The following is an 18638-nucleotide window of genomic DNA, read 5'->3' on the forward strand; positions in this document are numbered from 1 at the left end:
ACATGAATCGACACGACTTACAGGATCTTGGTGGCGGCACTATGGGTGGTCTCATAGCTGCCCGCGCAGCCTATGCCCCGGACAATGTCGCATTGGTGTTCAATGGTGAAGAAACCACCTACAGCGAGCTCGACCAACGCGCGACGGAGGCCGGAGCGGGGTTGATGGGGCTCGGAGTAGCGAAAGGCGATGTGTTGGCTATTTTCATGACCAATCGTCCGGAATACCTCTTCGCCTGTTATGGCGCCTCTCGCGCAGGTAGCGTTCAGGTTCCAGTCAACACTGCCTACAAGGGCCCGTTTCTGAAGTACACCCTTGAGCACTCTGCCGCGACCATTCTGATTACTGAAGCGCGTCTGGGCGACTTGCTGTTGACCATGGGCGAGTTGCCTGCCGGGCTGCGCACCATCATTTATGTCGATGGTGTCCCTGCCAATATTCCGTCTGGCGATGTGCAAGTGTTTTCTTGGGAAGAGATGTTGGCCAAGGGCAGCAACGCCCCGCAATTTCCGACTCTGTTACCCAGCGATGCGTGCGCCATTGGTTTTACTTCCGGCACCACAGGTAAGAGCAAAGGCGTAGTAGCGCCGCACTTGCAAGGGGTGGTCATGGCCCGTGAAAGTGCTCAAGCCTTTGAGCTGACGCCGCGTGATCGCCTCTATACCTGCATGCCGTTGTTCCATGGGATGGCTCAGATCACCACCTGCGCCGCCGCCATTTACGCTGGTGCGGCGATCATTCTGTCGCCACGTTTCAGCGTGAGCAACCTGTGGGATGAGGTGCGTGCCTCCGGCGCTACTCAATTCAATGCGTTGGGTTCGATGTTGCACATGTTGCTCTCGGCCGCACCTTCGTCGCTGGATCGCGAGCATAAGGTCACTCGGGTTTTTGCCGCGCCGGCGCCGGCAGATGTACTGTATCGTTTCGAGTCGCGTTTCAACTTGCACGTCCTCGAAGGCTATGGACAGACCGAAATCAAGAACGTCATCTACAACCCTCTCCGGGGACGCAGAATCGGTTCGATGGGCAAGCCGACAGCTTCTTCGATCATTGAAATCCATGATGACTCCGGCCGCACGCTTCCTGCTGGCGAGATTGGCGAAATCGTCTACCGGCCGCGCATGCCCAACATCATGCTCAAGGAATATCTAGGTAATCCGCAGGCAACACTGGAAAGCATGCGTGACCTGTGGTGGCACACAGGCGACATGGGATCGATGGATGACGATGGATTTATCTATTTCCACGATCGCAAGTCGGACGCACTGCGTCGGAGGGGTGAAAACATCTCTTCCCAGGAACTCGAGGTAGCAGTCACAACCTTTGCCAGCATTCACGAAGCAGCTGCTGTTGCCGTGCGTTCCGAAGTGGGGGAGAGCGAAGTGATGGTGGTGTTCGAAAGTGCCGGTAGCGAAGACTTCGACTTTGCTGCGCTGTTTAAACACTGTGTCGAGCACTTGCCGCGCTTCATGGTGCCGCGTTATTACCGCCGTATGCCGGTGATGCCGCGTACGCCTACCGGCAAAGTGCGCAAAGTTGCTCTCCGCGATGAAGGGCTGACCGGTGATACCTGGGACCACGTTGCACACGGTTTCGAAGTGCCGCGCTAACGCCTGACCTTGTGATATCGCGAACACGCCTGGCGGCGAATTTTTCGACCGCCACGGCGTACTTCGCCCCCGGAAAAATCTCTGCAAGCGAGGCAGACTTATGAAAATCTCCAGTGCGCCTTTCGAAGGCCGCGAATTGCGCGATGTCTTCGGTACCTTTGTCACCGGCGTAACAGTTGTCACCACCCGTGACGCGGACGGCATCGCGCATGGTGTTACCGCCAACTCGTTCAATACCGTATCGCTGGAGCCGCCTCTGGTTTTGTGGAGTCAAGTGTTGACGGCGAAGAGCTTTGGCGCTTTTCGCGACAGTCCCAGGTTTACCGTAAATATCCTTGCAGACGACCAGATCGGCATTTCCAATAATTTTGCCAAATCGCGCGAAGACAAGTTCGAAGGGATCGTGCACCAGAGCGGACTGGGGGATGTGCCCATTCTCGATGGCGTATCCGCTTATCTGGAATGTGTTCAAGTGGCGGCTTACCCGAGCGGCGACCACATGCTCTACATCGGTCGTGTCGAGCGCATGGGCCACGGCAATCGTCGGCCCTTGGCGTTCAGTGCCGGACGTTACATGGTGGCCCACTCCTGCGATCTTGAGGCCAGTTACTTTCAGCCCAATGAATTGCAGCCTGTGGCCATGGAGGCGATCAACGTTGTTCGGGCGGCGATGCCCGAGCTGACGGAGCTATTGGGCGGACATACCCTATGCCTGTCGGTATGGGGCAATCATGGTCCTACCGCGTTGCACTGGGAACCTTCCAGCCATGCGGTGAGTGATCAACTCATCAGCGGTCTGGTGATGCCGATCACGCGATCAGCGACCGGCCTTGCCTTTGCTGCGTTTTTACCTGAGTCGGTCACAAAGGCCTTTATCGAGGAAGACCTGCGGCAATTTTCGATTCCAGGCGAAGACCTCGCGAGCCGCCGCCAGCGGTTTGCAGATGACGCCGCGCAAGTGATCGAGCACGGTTTGGCCCGTATGGTCGGAAACGCGCCTTCGTTGTTGCACAAAATCCCCGTGCACACTTTCAGTGTTCCCCTGCGCGATACCTCTGGCCGAATGATCATGGCATTGACGTTAGCCGCCAGCGCAACACGGCTGAGTTCTGACTGGCTAGGTGAAGTGCCGAAAGCGTTGATCGCTGCCGCCAATAACCTGTCTCAACAACTGGGTTTTCAAAACAATTAAATGCCATCGGGTGTTAGAACAATAAAAAGGACATTCCCATGCACGAGACAACTCAAGCCAAAAACGCCTGGCGCATTCTGTTTCTACTGTTTGTAGTCAACTTGTTCAATTATTTCGATCGCACGATTCCGGCAATCATCGTCGAGCCTTTGCGATTGGCTTGGGACTTGAGCGACTTTCAACTGGGGCTGGTCGGTACTGCTTTTACAGTGGTGTATGCGCTGGCGGGCCTGCCGCTGGGACGCATGGCCGACAACGGATCCCGGCGCACAATCATGGGTTGGGGTCTGGCCGTGTGGAGTGCGCTCACCGCTGCGACGGGACTGGCCAGCGGTTTCTGGAGCTTTCTGTTGATACGCATGGGTGTCGGCGTGGGGGAGGCCAGTTATCTACCGGCAGCCAGTTCGCTGATCGGTGATCTGTTTCCCAGCCAGCGACGCGGTCGCGCGATGGGTTTTTTTATGCTTGGATTGCCTATGGGGCTACTACTGGCCTTCTTCACAGTTGGGGCGATGGTGCAGGCATTCGACAGCTGGCGCGCGCCCTTTTTTATCGCAGCAATTCCTGGGCTGGTTCTGGCGATCTGCTTGTTCTTTATCCGTGAACCAGCACGCGGCGCGGCGGATAACGCAGCAGTGGATCTGCCGCCGGTATCTCGTCCGTTACGCAAAATTCTAGCAATTGTAAGTTTCCGTTGGCTGGTATTGGCGGGCCTGACGTTCAACTTTGCCACCTATGCCTGCTCCTCCTTCATGGTGCCGATGCTGCAGCGTTACTTTGAGCTACCGCTGGAAAGCGCGGCGGTGGCGACCGGAATTATCGTTGGCGTAACTGGCATGGTGGGTTTGACCTTCGGCGGCGTGCTGGCTGACTACATCCATCATCGGTGGCAGAAGGGCCGCTTGCTGTTTGCGGCCTTTAGCATGCTTGTGGCGGCGATTTTCTGCAGTGCGGCACTGTTTTTGGGGCGCATCGAGGTGGGATTGTTTGTGGTGCTGTTCAGCGTGGGATGGTTGTTTTCCTATAGCTTTTTTACCTGCGCGCTCACTGCTGTTCAAGATGTCATCGAACCGCGTCTGCGCGCGACAGCCATGGCGCTGTTCTTCGCTGCGCTTTATCTGTTGGGTGGCGGCCTCGGCCCGATCGCAGTGGGCCTGCTATCTGATCACTTCGCGCAGCTAGCAATGCTTGCCGCCGGCGTGAGCGTCATGAACGAGACATTCAAAGCGCAGGGCCTACACGACGCGATGCTGCTTATTCCCGCAGCTTTATTGGTGACCCTGTTGGCGCTGCTGATGGCTTCGCGTTTTTACGTCGCGGATACAAACGTCATGCGCATAAATTTACGCAATCTTGGCGAGCGCCCAACCGATTCCATCGAGGCTGATTCGACATCTACTTCAGCTGCTTGCTGTAGAGAAGCTCGATGACGGACTTGCTGCTTAACGAACTGGAAATGCACTTCCAGCTTTACGAGCTGCTCGAAACCCAGGCGTTGCTGCACCGGCCTCGTCCTTCGTCAGGCACCTAGAAATTATCATGGCTGATCACTATGTGATGTGATGGGCTTCCAGGTCGTGGATGCTCGGCGAGCCAACACCAGCAACGCTCAAGATGTTGCCCGCATGATTCGTGAGCGAGTCGGGGATCACCCGGTGTATCTGACGTTTGATATCGATTGCCTGGACCCGGCATTTGCACCCGGTACCGGCACTCCGGTATGTGGAGGATTGTCTACGTTCCATGCCTTCGAGATCTTGCGCGGCCTACGCGGGATCAATGTGATAGGCATGGACGTGGTCGAGGTGGCCCCAGCTTATGATCATGCTGAAATCACGGCGCTGGCGGCGGCGCTCGCCATGGAAATGATCTGCCTCTATGCGGCTCGACATAAATTATGAGCTGACAGGAGACACCTCAACAGCGATGAAGAGCCTTTCACTTTTCCGCCTAGCGAACGTCGAGAGATGACATCGCCTAGATACTAAGCCGCAATACCACTTGTAAATAGTTGAGACGGGTAGCTTGCATTGAGCCCGCTCAACCAGCTTATGGGAATGGCTGCAAGGCAAGTGAGGTTTGCAATTACAGCCGCTGGTTGATGCACTGCGCGATGCCGTACTGATGTACGGCGTCGTTCACGCGGACGAAACCGGTACAAATGCTGACGCCTGGCACAAAGAAAACGCATCGTGCTTACGTCTGGGCCTATTCCACCAGCCAGTTCTCCGTAACCGTCCGGCCAAGTCATCTACCCAGCCCCGAAATGCCAAGACATGGTGTGCACCAAAATTTGAGTGGGCACCAGTTCTAGCTTTTTAAGCAGGTATTTCATGCAGCCAACACGCTGTTCTATTCCAAACTCTTCAAGGCCCGGGTCATTCAAGAGTGCGCGCAACCTGGCGCTTCGATTGCCAGCGTCGTCCTCAGCCATAGTCTCAACGCAAACCTCGTCCACAAATGGATTCGGGTACAAGCGCAGAAAAGCACGGCGCGGCAACCTGCATTTATTCCGTTAACGGCCCGGGCACGCTGACCGAGCTCGGTAACATCGCCTTCGCACAGGCCCGCGACCAGATGCATGTGACCCACCTGAGGGTTGACCTGTAGACACTTCGTGAAAGGCTATAAAGATCGGCTTAGAATTACTGGACACCGAATGGAAAACTGCCAGTCAAACCGAGACTTACAATTTTAGATGCGTTCTCATGCAGGAAAAAGCCAAACCAAGAAATTACAATAGTATTCTCCCTGGCTACAGTGCTTGTGAATGCGAAAAGCATCGACGAGCGAAGTCCTGACCCAGGTGTCACGAGTCGAGGCTATCGGCAAATGCATCTCGCATTCGTTGTTAGCGCGTCCGGCCAACAACGCACCCTCTACGGTTTGAAGCCTTGAGCCGATCGGCGGGATGCCTCCCGCAGTCTTGGCTCAGTTGATACTTCGTGGCGCAAGCTTTGGTCAGCGCAGGGCCAGCGCTGATAAAAAGCCCTATCAACTCACGTTGATGGAATCGGTTGCGAGTGATCTCTCGGATTGGTATTTTTTAGCGCCTCCAAGCGCTCACCTAGCAGATTCCAGGCAGTGGCCATTTCGTCGGCGTAGCTGTGGCGCTGGTAAATTCGCTTCATTTTGTTGTCTTCAGTGTGGTTCAAGCAGCGCTCAGCTACCTCGGGCAGTATGCCTAGGGCGGTCATCAGTGTTGCACCTGTACGGCGAAGATCGTGGGGCGTCCATTTACCGCCTGGCAGTAGAAGGGCCTGAGCTTTAGCGCTACGCCGGCTCATGGTTCCTTGTTCGGGCTGACGTTGGCGGTCGCCGAGTTGTTTGGTCACAGTCTTAGAGCTAACCGGACCGCTGTTATCTGTGTTGGGGTAGCACCAGGTCGATTTGCCGTTGACCTGTTGGACGCGCTTAAATTGCTCTATCAGGAACCCGGAAAGGCTAATCACGTGTGGCTTACCATTTTTGCTATTTTCTCCAGGGATTAGCCAGGTTTTCTGCTCGAGGTCGATGTCCTCCCACTTGCTGCTCAGCAACTCACCGATACGACAGCAGCTTGAGAGGGCAATCCAGATAGCGGCTTCGGTGGTGACCAATAAGCCCGCCTGTGGCGCTTTTTGGTAGAGAAGACGTATTTCGTCATCATTCAAGACCCGATCACGCTCCACATCTTTACCACCAATTTTGGCCTTGCGAATGCCTGCACTGGGATCGTGCTCGATGAGGTCCCTATCCACAGCAAACCGAAACATTTGACGCACGAGAGAGAACGCGATTTTTGCCGCACGGTTAACACCCCGAGACAGCATTGCATCGGTTACTTCAGTGATGTGACCCTTTTTCACGTCTGCTACTGCGATGCTGCCAAGCAGAGGCAGTACGTCTTTTTCGAACATTCGGCGCACCTCGGCGCCGCCATCCTTACGATTGATGAGGTCGATTTTCGCCCAGTGCTCAAATAGTTCAGTCACACTCTTGCGCGCGGCATGGCGTGCCAGCTCCGTTGCGGCAGTCGCTTTCTCAGCGTCCAGTTTTGCCAGTCTGGCGTCACGCTCAGCGATGCGTGCTGCCTCTATGGACTCAAGGTGTTCACGAATATTTTTGATGCCTGTCTTGTGTAGGCTTGCCAGCTCCATTGCTCTCTGTCGTGCGTCCGACAGCGTCATGGTCGCGTCATCGTCCCCTGGCCCGTAGGTGCCAATTGGCAAGGCGTATCGCTTGCCTGCTTCGCTTGAATATTGGAAATAGAAAAGGCGATCCCCTGCGGGGGTGATTCGAGCCAGCAGTGAGCCATGACCCCAAATGGCTACCTCACTCATCCATTTATGAGTTTGGCCAGGCTTTGCCTTCATCGCCTTATCTGTGAGATTGGCCACGGCTAGTATCCTTGGTAGTGAATTGGTAGTGAATTGAGATGAGCTTTGAGCGGATGCTAACGGATACCGATATAGAAAATACCCAGTCTTTACAGGGGTTGGTGATGGCCTTCGGATTTTGCAGGACACTGCTGGACTGCAATTCACCTTTATGGGGTGCTAGGGGTCGAGTGTTCGAATCACTCCGTCCCGACCATACAATTCAAAGGGTCGCGAGATTTTATCTCGCGGCCCTTTTTTGTTGCCCGAGTTTATTCAGTGTCGGTCTTTACATGGTCAATAATAAGCTGAGCCAGTATCCGCACAGGTTCGGTAAAGCTTTGGCGAGACCGGTGTACCAGCCCGATATCACGATGAAAGGTGTGTTGTCCGAGGTCGAGTACTCTTACAGCCTCTGGCCATTCCTGATGTATTGCTGTCTGCGGTACCAGCGCTACACCAACGCCATTTTCCACCAGCTTGATGATCGCCTCGAGTTCATCCAGTTCGCAGACTTCACGCAAAGTGAAATGCATCTGGCGCAGGAAGCGATCCACCTGCCGTCCCCCAAATGATGATCGGTCATACCGAATAAACGGTTGGCTGGAAAGTAGTTCTGACCAGTCTTCTCCGGGTACTTCACGCGGAACGATCAGTCGGTAAGGTTCAAGTGCCAGCGTTGTCCAGCGCAGATCGCTCTGGAGCGAGAAGGGTGGGCGGATGATTGCGGCCATGTCGATCTCGCCGGCATCCACGAGGTTCACCAACTCCATCGATAGCCCCGGAATTACGCGTGTTCTACATTGCGGGCATTGCTGGTGAAACTTGGCAAGCGCATCTGGAAGATAGGATCGCTGTACGGAAGCGATTGCACCGATGTTTACCAAAACGTTCGCAGGTAGTCCGACCGTGGTGGTGCCCAGATTGTCGTAAAGCCGAAGCAGCTCTTGCGCTTGCAGGAGTATTTGATGGCCCATCCTGTTCAGGTGGGCTGAGCGTCCCTTCCTGTCGAATATTTCAAAGCCGAGCTCGGCCTCCAGACGCTGGATCTGGGCGCTCACGGCTGCTTGGGTGAGGCCGATTTTATTCCCGGCAGCGGCAAACGTACCTTCCCGTGCAACGGCGATGAGTGTTTTGAGTTCTTTGATCATTCATAAATATTAATTGTGTTTCTAAGAAATTTATATTGATTTTTTTGTTTTGTAACGCGCCCTACGATGAGCCTGTCCCACGACACACCGTCCGTTACCAACAAAAAACTGTATTGGAGTTCTGATGAGCCTCTCGCCTTTCCACCTCGCAATCCCCGTTTATAACCTCGCTGGTGCACGCACATTTTATGGCGAAGTGTTCGGCCTGGAAGAAGGTCGGTCCAGCAATCAGTGGGTGGATTTCAACTTTTATGGCCACCAACTGGTTATTCACGAACACCCCAAAACCGCTTCCCAGGAAAGCGTCCATAGCAACCCGGTGGACGGCCACGACGTACCTGTTCCGCACTTCGGCATCATCTTGGGCTGGGAAGAATGGGAGGCGCTGGCCGAGCGCTTGAAGTCTTTTGGCACAGAGTTTGTGATCGAACCCTACATTCGCTTCAAAGGGCAGGTCGGCGAGCAAGCCACCATGTTCTTGTTTGACCCTTGTGGCAATGCCCTTGAATTCAAGGCGTTCAAGGATATGAGCCAGCTCTTCGCAAAATAAGAAAGTTGGCACAACAGTGTTGTGCCATTTGAACTCAAGTGAGCTGGAAGCTCATGAATCTAGCAACTGCCAATTAATGCAGTCCTTTCATTCCAACAAGAAGGCTAGACATGAAACGTATTCCCTTGGTGTGGCAAATCATTGCCGGGCTGTTGCTTGGCGTGCTCGTCGGTTGGTATTTCAATACGCATCCGCAGTATCAATCGTGGGTCAGTGCAGAAATCCTGAAACCACTTGGCGATATCTTCATCAAGATGATGAAAATGGTGGTTGTGCCGATCGTGTTCTGTTGCATGATCCTGGGCATTGCAGGAGGCGGAGATAACAAGTCATTTGGGCGTATGGGCATCAAGTCGCTGGGGTATTTCTTTGCGATCACCGGCCTGGCGATTGTGCTGGGTCTGTGTTTCGCAAACATCTTCGAGCCTGGTACGGGGACCGATATTTCGGGCATCACGCACAGCTCCGCATCCATCACGATGGAACCTTCGAAGGGCGCCCTCATCATTGTGCAGAACATTGTCCCCGACAATATTTTCGTTGCGATGTCGGAGGCGAAGCTGCTGTCGGTACTGTTCTTCGCTGTCCTGTTCGGCATGGCCCTGAACGCGTTACCTAGAGATAAAAGCGCGCCAGTGGTTGCGGTGGTTCAAGGTATTTCCGATGCGATGTTTAAAGTCGTCTCAATCGTCATGGCGTACGCCCCCATAGGTGTATTCGGCATGATCGGCGCTACTGTTGCGACCTTTGGTTTTGCCTCGCTATTGCCCTTGCTCAAGCTGATTGGAGTGGTTTACCTGGCCCTGATTGTCTTTGCCTTGGTGGTGCTCGGCGGGATCTGCTATCTGATCGGCGAGAACATTTTCAAGTTGATCAAGTATTTCCGAAATGAGCTGATTCTCGCGTTCTCGAGTGCCGCATCGGCAGCCGTCATGCCTCAGCTGATGAGCAAACTGGAAAGCTATGGTGTACCGCGTCGGATCGTCAGTTTTGTGGTGCCGGTGGGGTATGCGTTCAATCTGGACGGTGCATCGATTTTCCTGGGCGTTGCGACGATTTTTGTCGCTCAACTTTATGGAATTGATCTATCACTGTCTCAGCAAATCTTGCTGGTGGTGACGATGGTGCTGACCTCCAAAGGTGCAGCCGGGGTGCCTGGATTCGCCATCATTATCTTGTCAGCGACCTTGGCCTCCGCCGGTCTTCCATTGGAAGGGGTCGCACTTATCGCGGGGATCTTCAGGATTATCGATAGCGGAACCACCACGCTGAACGTGCTGGGTAATGCCATTGCACCTTTGGTTATCGCCAAGTGGGAGAGGGCGGTGCTTGAGCCTTCACGAGGCAATCAGGTCGCGCAAAAAGCGTAGCAATCCACGAGAAGGAAGCGCAAAGGTCAACCGTGCTCATCGGGCGCGGGCGAGAGTTACTAGACGACCGGTCTAGTTTTGTGTAGGCTGCCTTCCCTATGAAGAAACCTATGCAAGATATGCGACAGCACATCATCGATGTGGCCAAGTCGCTGATGACCAACAAGGGTTATACCGCCGTGGGGTTGTCGGAAGTGCTGACAACCGCTGGCGTACCCAAAGGGTCGTTCTATCACTACTTCCGCTCGAAAGAAGAATTCGGCCAGGCGCTGCTCGAAGAGTATTTTCAGGAGTACATCGGGCGCGTCGATATCGTGATGGCCGCAGAGGGAACCGGCGCCGAGCGGCTGCTGGGCTATCTGCACTACTGGGCAAAGACACAAGCGTTCGATCATCCCGAGGAGAAATGCCTGGTGGTGAAGCTGGGCGCTGAAGTCTGCGACTTGTCGGAAGACATGCGTACGGTGCTGGAAGAAGGCACCGCGCTGATCATTCAGCGGATCATGCGTTGCGTCGAGCAGGGCATGGCCGATGGTTCCATTTCGCAGACGCAGGACGCGGTTACCTTAGCCGAATCGCTGTATCAGCTATGGCTTGGCGCCTCGCTGTTGGTCAAGGTCAAGAAAACCACGGCCCCCTTTGAAACCGCGCTGATCACAAGTAAACGCCTGCTCAGCTAGGGGCGTTTTTTTTGATCAGGTTACTAGACGACCGGTCTAATATTTGAGGTATTTAGCATGATTGATAACAGTCATAACACCGACCTTTTTTCGCCCACGCAAATGGGCGCCTTGCAACTGGCCAACCGTATAGTCATGGCTCCACTGACACGCAGCCGGATGGCAGACGATGGAGTGCCGAATGAACTGCACGCCACCTATTACGCCCAGCGAGCAGGCGCAGGCTTGATCATCGCCGAGGCCACGAACATTTCTGCCCAGGGCCGCGGTTATGCGATGACGCCGGGAATCTGGTCGGAAGAACAGGTCGCCGGCTGGAAAAAGGTCACAGACGCAGTGCACGCGGCAGGCGGCAAAATCGTCAGTCAGCTGTGGCACGTCGGCCGATTTTCCAGCGTCGAGTTACAGCCAAACGGCGAGGCACCTGTGGCTCCCTCGGCAATCAAGGCCGAAGGCACTACCTACACCAACAATGGCATGGTCGAAGTGTCCATGCCTCGGGCACTTGAGACTTCGGAGATCCCGGGGATCATCCAGCAATACAGGCACGCGGCCCACAATGCCAAGCGCGCCGGTTTTGATGGAGTAGAAGTCCATTCTGCCAACAGCTATTTGCTCGACCAGTTCTTGCGCGATTCCACCAACCAGCGCGCTGACCAGTACGGCGGCTCCATCGAGAACCGGTCGCGGCTGACGCTTGAAGTCACCGAAGCCGTGGTAGCCATCTGGGGAAGTGACCGAGTCGGGATCCGCCTTTCGCCGGTGACACCTGACGCAGGCAATACTCCCCCTGACAGCAACGTCATGGCGACCTACGGCTACCTGATTCAGCAGTTGAACAGGTTCAATCTCGCCTATCTGCACTTCGTCGAAGGCGCCACCGCCACTTCTCGCACCGTTCCAGAAGGGGTGGATCTGGACGCGCTGAGTGCGCAGTTCGAAGGGTCGTTCATTGGTAACAACAATTATGACCTGGAGATGGCGCTGGAACGCCGGGCGCAAGGCCGGATCGACGCGGTAGCGTTTGGGCGTTTGTTCATCGCCAATCCAGACCTGGTAGAGCGCCTGCGCCGTGGTGCCGAACTGACCATCGCGCCCCGTGAGAGTTACTACGGCGGAGGTGCCAAGGGCTACACCGACTGGCCAACAGCCAACTCTAACTAACAAAAGGTCCCCTCGCGTCAGCTCGGCGCGGGGAGGCTTCGTCGCGGCAGTATCTCGCCGCACAGGAGGTACTCAAGTATGAATTATCTGCAAAACAAGGTTGCCATCGTCACGGGTGCATCTTCCGGTATTGGCGCCGCCACCACTCGTGCACTCGCCGCACACGGCGTGCGCGTGGTAGCGGCAGCACTCGATCGGGGAGGGCTGGAAGCGTTTGTTGCCGAACTGCGTGAGTCAGGCAGCGACGTGGTTGCTTTCACCACAGACGTTACCCACCTGGATCAAACCAAAGCTCTCGCGAAGTTTGCGCAAGACACCTACGGCGCCGTGGACATTTTGGTCAACAACGCCGGCCTGATGCTCTTTTCCAACTGGGTCGATCTGGCCGTGCAGGATTGGGGAAAGATGATCGATGTGAACATCAAGGGTTACCTCAACGCCACTGCCGCGGTACTGCCGTTCATGCTGGAACAGAAGTCCGGGCAGATTCTCAACATGGACTCTGTTGCAGGTCATCAGGTCGGGCCGGCGGCGGGTGTCTATAGCGCTACCAAGTTTTTCGTCCAGGCCATGACCGAATCCATGCGCAAGGAGTTGGGCGTCCAGCATGGCATCCGCGTCAACACCGTCAGTCCCGGCGTGATCAACACCGGCTGGGCCGACAAGGTCAGCGATCCTCAAGGGCGCAAGGCTGCTCAGGAGCTGAACCGGATTGCCATTGCGCCTGACGATATCGCCCGTGCTGTGATTTACGCCCTCAACCAGCCGGAAAACGTCACCGTCAACGATCTGATCATCTCGCCGACACGCCAGGATTGGTGATCGTTGGTTGGCCATGCTGCGCCCATCCAGACCTGATGGGTAATCGGAAAATCGTTCAATCAGGAGTCCATCATGAGCAATCCAACTTACGTCCAGGAATACAACGCGATCGTCGAAGTGCTTAGCCAATACAACGAAGGCGGTGCCAAGGCTGACAGTGCCTTGATGAAGCCCGCGTTCAACGAGCAGGCCACGATGTTTGGGGTCGATGGCGACAAGCTTGTCGGCGGCGCGATCCAGAATCTGTACGACGTCATCGACAACGTGTTCCGCCCCTCTCCCGAAGCCAAAGCCGCGATCGTTCGCATCGACATCGTGGACACTGCCGCCAGTGCTCGCGTCGATACCGACAACGTTTCGGGATTTCGTTTCACCGACTTCTTCAATCTGCTGAAGGTAGAAGGCAAGTGGACGATCGTCAGCAAGATTTACCACACCCACCCCAGCGCGTGATCCCTCGATCGCCTCTGGCGAGGTGTGTTGTACCTCGCCCTTAATGGAAGGACAGAACCATGTCGAAGAACATCAAGGCTGTACCGACTTCCGAGTACAACGCTGTCATCGCTACCGCCAATCAATACGTTGAAGGTCTGCGTGTGGGCAGTGCAGAAGGCGTTGCGCAAGCGTTCCATAAAGACGCTGTGATGTACGGTTTTACAAACGGTGAGCTGCTCGGTGGCCCGATCAAAAATCTGTTTGATTTCGTTCAGAAGAACGGCAGCGCCCCAGGAATTGCCACTCGGCTCGACGTACTGGCGATCACCCCCACGACCGCCGTTGTGCGTGTCGATATGGAAAAAGATGCGATCGGTGCCGACTACAATGACTACCTGACCCTGATCAAAATCGACGGCACCTGGAAGGTCATCGCCAAGGTTTATCACCAGTTCGAAGGTTAAGCATTCCCCGATCCCGGTTGAATCAACGCCGGGATCGGAGCTTGTTCATTGGCACAGCCCCATAACTCATTCCCCAAACCCAATAATAGCCTTGGTTTCCAGATACTCCTCAAACCCCTGCACGCCATACTCCCGACCATTACCTGAGCGCTTGTAGCCACCAAACGGCGCCATCGGATTCCACGCCGGGTAGTTCAGGTGCACTTGCCCCGCACGAATACGCGACGCCACGGCACGTGCCTGCGTCAAGTCGTGGCCCTGAACGTGGGCGCCCAGGCCGTATACCGTGTCGTTGGCGATGGCGACGGCTTCATCTACCGTCTCATACGCAATGATGCACAGCACCGGGCCGAAGATTTCTTCCTGGGCAATGCGCATGGCGCTATTCACTTCGGAGAAAACCGTGGGGCGGGTATAGAACCCATTGTCAAAACCCAGCACACGCCCAGGCCCACCGCACACCAGTTTCGCACCCTCGTCGAGGCCTGCCTGGATCATCGCCTGGACGCGATTGAACTGGGCTTCGTTGGCGATGGGGCCCAATTGCGTTTCTTCCGATTGCGGGTCGCCAACGATGAGCGCATTCGCGGTCGCCGCCGCCAGGGCTTCGACCTCGGCCAAGCGGTTTTTTGGCACGATCATGCGGGTCGGCGCGCTGCACGATTGCCCGACGTTGCGAAACGCGGACATCACCCCCAGTGGTACGGCCTTGGCGAAGTCGGCATCGGGCAGCAGCACATTCGGAGACTTGCCCCCCAGTTCCTGGGTGACGCGTTTCACCGTTGGGGCTGCCGCTTGGGCAACCAGCGCGCCTGCGCGGTTGGAGCCGGTGATTGAGATCATGTCGATATCCGGATGTGCCGCCATGGCTGCGCCGACCTGGGCACCGCTTCCATTGACCAGGTTGAACACCCCAGGCGGCAGCCCTGCGTCATGCACCAGTTGTGCGAACAGCAGGGCACTCAGCGGCGACAGTTCGCTGGGTTTCAAGACCACGGTGCAACCGGCAGCGATGGCCGGGGCGACTTTGGCGGTGATCTGATACAACGGCCAGTTCCACGGCGTGATAAGACCGCAGACGCCTATGGGTTCGCGCTGGATGGCGGTACCGCCTTCCACCGTCTGGAAGCGATAGCGGGTGAGCAAGTCACGGGCGACCCGGACGTGCTCTGCCGCCAACGGCACCTGCATCGCCCGAGCGAAGCCGATGGCGGCGCCCATTTCCAGGGAGAGCGCCTGTGCAAGTTGCTCTTTGCGCTCAAGGATAAGTTCGTGGATTTTCCCAAGCACCAGCGCCCTGGACGCCGCGGGCGTTGCAGACCAACCGGCAAACGCCGCACGTGCTGCCGCGACGGCCCGATCCACATCCTCGGCAGACCCGCTTGCGACCTGTGCAACCACCTCCTCAGTGGCCGGATTCACCACCGGCAAACTGGCCGCAATGACCGGGGAAACCCAGCACCCGTCGATATAAAACTGCTCAGACGGTTGCGTAACAATGCTGTGGCTGTTCGACGCGTATTTGGTCATTCAACTGGCTCCCTGGAGCGGTAATGGGCGGTGCGAACAGCAAGGTCCGGTGTCTCGCTAAGCTAGCAAAAGGTCTCAGCCCAAAGATGCCGTTATTCAACGCTGCAAGGGATAATCTGCTGAATCTGGCAGGCTGGCTTTGCGACCTAGCCGATTGCTTGCGTCACCAGCGCAAACTGGGTGATGCCGCCGCTTGATTGCGGGGGCTGCCCGAGTACCATTCGCGGCGCTTTGTCGACGCATGGCAGCCCCAGGCTCTCCAGCCAGTCGGCCAAACCACAGGCGGTGGGAATGTCGAAGCGCACGAACTGACCCGGGATCAACCGCAGCAGGTGAGTGATCAACTGTCGGGCCTGTTCCTGATTGTGTGCAACGACAGGACCAATGATATGGCCACGACCAAATCGGCGGAGCAGGGCACAACCGTTGAGTTGCCCTTCGACCTCAATGCCAACCACGTGCTCGGCAGTGGGCAGCAGGTCGTTGAGTACCTCGGTGCGGTCCAGGCCGCTGCCGGCATTGGCCAGTTTGATCACCGTCGGGTAATCAGCCAGGCTCAATACGCGACAGTGGGCATGCCGGGTCAAGGGCATTGGTGCCGGAGCTTGCGGTACGCCCTGATGTTGCTGAATGTGCGCAAAGTCGACGAAGCCCAGGCTGGTGTACAGCGGTGCTCCTGACTCGGTTGCATTGAGGATTGGCGTACGCGGGGCCGTAGCGTCCAGGCACAGGTTCATCAGCTGGCGCCCGATGCCTTTGCCCTGGTGTTGCTCGCTCACAATCACCAGGCCGATGGAGGAATAAGCCCCCTGATGGCAGGCGAACGCCACGCCCACTAATTTACCGTCATGTTCAGCGACAAAGCCTTCGGACGTGCGTTGCACCATCGCCCAATCTTCCTCGCGGTGAGGCCATTTCAGGTGCACGGACAGCGCGTGGGCGGCGGGCATGTCGGCGGCGGTGGCTGTGCGATAAACGTAAGCGTGGCTCATATCAGTTTTCCTGTAGTGGGGGCGTTTGCAGGCACCGTAGAGGGTTGGGTAAACCGCCGGATATCGAAGGGGCTGATCAAGGTGCTGGTACTGCCGGTGCTGATCAGCTCGGCCATTACATCCCCCACGCCGGGGCCAAGCTGGAAGCCGTGGCCACAGAAACCGAAAGCATAAAACAAGCCGTCTACGCTACCGCTCGGGCCCATCACCGGTAGGGAGTCCGGTGTGTAGCTCTCGATACCGCTCCACACGCGGATGATGTTCAGCTTTTCGGCCCCCGGTAACAGTCGCCGCATTTGGCGCATCTGGTTGAGCAGGCTCTCGGGTTTGAAAAACGCCCGTCGGTTGATCATGTCCGGCTTACAGCGGTTGCCGCCGCCGATGATGATGTTGCCGCGCGGGATCTGGCGGAAGTAGATCACCTCTTCCTTGATTTTGGTGAACACACCGATCACGGTCGGCAATGTGTAGGGCACCGGTTCGGTGACTGACATCTGCGGGCCGTTGGGCTCCAGCGGCACCGGCTCACCAAAGCGCTCGGACAAGCGGGCAGCCCAGGCACCGGCGGTAATCAACAGTTGCTCGGCGACGAACAACTGCCCATCGGTGGTGGTGACATGGAATAAACCATTGACCTTTTCCACGTCGGCGACTTCGGTCTTTTCCTCGATCTGTGCCCCGAGACGCCGGGCTGCACGGGCAAACGCCGGCGCGGCGAGGCGCGGGTTGGCGTGACCATCGTGAGGGGCATAGGAGCCGCCCTTCACGTCCGGGCCGAGGAAACCAAAGCGCCGGTGCAGCTCGGCGCCACGATAGATTTTCAAGTCCAGTTGCGCGGCTTCCGGCGCGGCGGCGTAGGCCTCAAGTTCAGCGATTTCATCTTCGCGATAGCACACGCGCATGTGGCCACTGGGGATGAACTCCAGGTCGTCATCGATCAGCTCGGGCAGGCGTTTCCACAACGCCCAGGAACGATTGGCCAGCTCCAGTTGCCCCAGGTAGCGGCCCTGGCGGCGCACGTTGCCGAAGTTCACACCGCTGGCGTACTGACCGATCTGGTCGCGTTCCAGCAGCGTGACCGAGCAGCCGCGCCGCCGCAGGAAAAACGCCGACGAGGCGCCCATGATGCCGCCACCGATAATCAGCACCTGGCTTTTCGAACCGGATTGATTACCAGCCATGGAGGCGGCTCCAGGTGTGTACGTCGCCTTTGGCGTCCACGGCGTGATAGTCCGGGAACTGCGCGCCAGTGGCGCAGGCATGGTTGGGAAGGATGCGCAGCCGGCTACCGATGGGGAAGCGTGTAGCAACGTCGTCACTGGCGGTGGTGCCCAGGGTGACGATGCCATGTTCCTGGTTGGCGCCCGTGAGCAGCGCACCGTCGATCCAGTCTCCGGCTTCGGTACACACTTGGCCATAACCGAAGTCCTGGCGCTGGCGCTGTGTGCCACGGTCACGGCTCATGGCCATCCAGCCGGCGTCGGTGATGATCCAGCCTTTGTCCGGCTGATGGCCGATCACCGTGGTCAGTACGCTGAGTGCCAACTCGTCGGCCTGGCACACGCCAATGTTGCGCATCACCAGGTCAAAAAACACATACACGCCCGCCCGTACTTCGGTGACCCCGTCCAGGTTCAGGGCCGAGAGGGCCGTGGGGGTTGAGCCGATGCTGACCTCGGAGCACGCCAGCCCGGTTTCGCGAATGTTGTGGGCGGCGCGTACACAGAGGGCACGTTCCTGTTCGGCCAGCGCTTGCAGGGCTTCAAGGGTGTCCAGCTCGTAACTGGAACCCGCGTGGGTCATCACCCCCCGCAGGCGCATACCGCCGTCGTTGAGGATGTGCGCCACGTCAATCAGCACAGGGTCTTGCGCGGCCAGGCCTGAGCGATGGCCGTCGCAATCGATTTCGATCCATACGTCGAAGTGTTCGTCATGTTGCTGCGCGAACGCGACGAGGGCGCTGGCGCCTGAGACGCTGTCGGTGAGCAGGCTCAAGTTGCAGCCTTTGCGCCGCAGCGCCAGGGCCTGAGGCAGCTTGCCCGGTGCGATGGCGACGGCGTAGAACACATCGCTGATGCCTGCGGCGAAACAATGCTCGGCTTCTTTGAGGGTGGAAACCGTGACGCCGCTGGCGCCTGCGTCAATCTGTGCCTGGATCACCGGCAAGCACTTGCTGGTTTTGATGTGCGGGCGCAAACGTACGCCAAGGGTGCCCATGCGCTGTTGCATACGCTGGATGTTGTGCTGCATTCGCGTAAGGTCGATGAGCGCGGCAGGCGTGTCTAGGGTGGCAATCTGCATGGACATGGCGGGACTCAAG

At 57.0% G+C, this 18638-nt stretch carries 17 protein-coding genes and 2 pseudogenes; 13 read left to right on the forward strand and 6 right to left on the reverse strand.

All coding sequences use genetic code 11. The features are described 5' to 3' along the window. Window positions 1-2: 2 nt before the first annotated feature. The 6 genes and pseudogenes from ACA046_RS11425 (at window position 3) to ACA046_RS11450 (ending at window position 5338) form a co-directional block, all read left to right on the forward strand. Entirely contained in the window at window positions 3-1610 is a 1608-nt protein-coding gene (locus ACA046_RS11425; protein WP_497676535.1) for an AMP-binding protein, read from the forward strand. A 100-nt stretch (window positions 1611-1710) separates the two neighbouring features. Further along, on the forward strand, window positions 1711-2802 hold the full coding sequence (locus ACA046_RS11430) for a flavin reductase (RefSeq protein WP_497676536.1): 1092 nt from the start codon (window positions 1711-1713) through the stop codon (window positions 2800-2802). 38 nt (window positions 2803-2840) lie between these two features. Continuing rightward, window positions 2841-4232, forward strand: a complete 1392-nt coding sequence (locus ACA046_RS11435; RefSeq protein ID WP_497676537.1) for a spinster family MFS transporter — start codon at window positions 2841-2843, stop codon at window positions 4230-4232. Window positions 4233-4358: 126 nt separating this feature from the next. After that, window positions 4359-4703 (forward strand): annotated as a pseudogene (locus ACA046_RS11440) (arginase family protein); the annotation flags it as partial. Between the two features lie 175 nt (window positions 4704-4878). Continuing rightward, window positions 4879-5032, forward strand: a pseudogene (locus ACA046_RS11445) (IS66 family transposase); the annotation flags it as partial. 180 nt (window positions 5033-5212) lie between these two features. Continuing rightward, complete coding sequence (locus ACA046_RS11450) at window positions 5213-5338, forward strand: hypothetical protein (protein ID WP_497677069.1); 126 nt, start codon at window positions 5213-5215, stop codon at window positions 5336-5338. A 463-nt stretch (window positions 5339-5801) separates the two neighbouring features. On the opposite strand, the gene ACA046_RS11455 is transcribed toward ACA046_RS11450, so the two are convergent. Continuing rightward, the gene (locus ACA046_RS11455) at window positions 5802-7181 is read right to left on the reverse strand and encodes a tyrosine-type recombinase/integrase (protein WP_497676538.1); all 1380 of its coding nucleotides are present in this window, start codon (window positions 7179-7181) and stop codon (window positions 5802-5804) included. Window positions 7182-7432: 251 nt separating this feature from the next. Then, the gene (locus tag ACA046_RS11460; RefSeq protein ID WP_459027746.1) at window positions 7433-8311 is read right to left on the reverse strand and encodes a LysR family transcriptional regulator; all 879 of its coding nucleotides are present in this window, start codon (window positions 8309-8311) and stop codon (window positions 7433-7435) included. 124 nt (window positions 8312-8435) lie between these two features. Between ACA046_RS11460 and ACA046_RS11465 the strand changes: the two genes are divergently transcribed. The 7 genes from ACA046_RS11465 (at window position 8436) to ACA046_RS11495 (ending at window position 13796) form a co-directional block, all read left to right on the forward strand. After that, window positions 8436-8861, forward strand: a complete 426-nt coding sequence (locus ACA046_RS11465) for a VOC family protein (protein WP_046054868.1) — start codon at window positions 8436-8438, stop codon at window positions 8859-8861. A 110-nt stretch (window positions 8862-8971) separates the two neighbouring features. Beyond that, window positions 8972-10231, forward strand: coding sequence for a cation:dicarboxylate symporter family transporter (locus ACA046_RS11470; RefSeq protein WP_459027749.1), 1260 nt, complete (start codon window positions 8972-8974; stop codon window positions 10229-10231). 98 nt (window positions 10232-10329) lie between these two features. Then, the gene (locus ACA046_RS11475; RefSeq protein ID WP_459027751.1) at window positions 10330-10911 is read left to right on the forward strand and encodes a TetR/AcrR family transcriptional regulator; all 582 of its coding nucleotides are present in this window, start codon (window positions 10330-10332) and stop codon (window positions 10909-10911) included. Between the two features lie 57 nt (window positions 10912-10968). Continuing rightward, a complete protein-coding gene (locus ACA046_RS11480) occupies window positions 10969-12075 on the forward strand; it encodes an alkene reductase (RefSeq protein ID WP_497676539.1) in 1107 nt (368 codons plus the stop codon). Between the two features lie 78 nt (window positions 12076-12153). Continuing rightward, on the forward strand, window positions 12154-12897 hold the full coding sequence (locus tag ACA046_RS11485) for an SDR family oxidoreductase (protein ID WP_497676540.1): 744 nt from the start codon (window positions 12154-12156) through the stop codon (window positions 12895-12897). A gap of 72 nt (window positions 12898-12969) precedes the next feature. Next, window positions 12970-13350: a nuclear transport factor 2 family protein gene (locus tag ACA046_RS11490; RefSeq protein ID WP_459027757.1), complete on the forward strand. Its 381-nt coding sequence runs from the start codon at window positions 12970-12972 to the stop codon at window positions 13348-13350. A gap of 59 nt (window positions 13351-13409) precedes the next feature. Further along, a complete protein-coding gene (locus tag ACA046_RS11495; protein WP_459027759.1) occupies window positions 13410-13796 on the forward strand; it encodes a nuclear transport factor 2 family protein in 387 nt (128 codons plus the stop codon). 66 nt (window positions 13797-13862) lie between these two features. Here ACA046_RS11495 and ACA046_RS11500 read toward each other — a convergent pair whose 3' ends face one another. The 4 genes from ACA046_RS11500 to ACA046_RS11515 all read right to left on the reverse strand — a co-directional run bounded on the left by ACA046_RS11500 (window position 13863) and on the right by ACA046_RS11515 (window position 18625). Beyond that, window positions 13863-15326 carry an aldehyde dehydrogenase family protein gene (locus tag ACA046_RS11500; RefSeq protein ID WP_497676541.1) on the reverse strand — a complete coding sequence of 488 codons (1464 nt, stop codon included), beginning with the start codon at window positions 15324-15326 and terminating at the stop codon, window positions 13863-13865. Window positions 15327-15472: 146 nt separating this feature from the next. Then, window positions 15473-16318 (reverse strand): GNAT family N-acetyltransferase, encoded by an 846-nt coding sequence (locus ACA046_RS11505; RefSeq protein WP_497676542.1) that lies wholly within the window; start codon window positions 16316-16318, stop codon window positions 15473-15475. Then, entirely contained in the window at window positions 16315-17499 is a 1185-nt protein-coding gene (locus ACA046_RS11510) for an NAD(P)/FAD-dependent oxidoreductase (RefSeq protein WP_497676543.1), read from the reverse strand. Before ACA046_RS11510 ends, ACA046_RS11505 begins: the two co-directional genes overlap by 4 nt. Next, entirely contained in the window at window positions 17489-18625 is a 1137-nt protein-coding gene (locus ACA046_RS11515; protein WP_497676544.1) for a DSD1 family PLP-dependent enzyme, read from the reverse strand. The genes ACA046_RS11510 and ACA046_RS11515 overlap by 11 nt, the downstream gene beginning before the upstream one ends. Window positions 18626-18638 lie beyond the last annotated feature (13 nt).

Source organism: Pseudomonas sp. LBUM1641 (genome assembly GCF_059716235.1).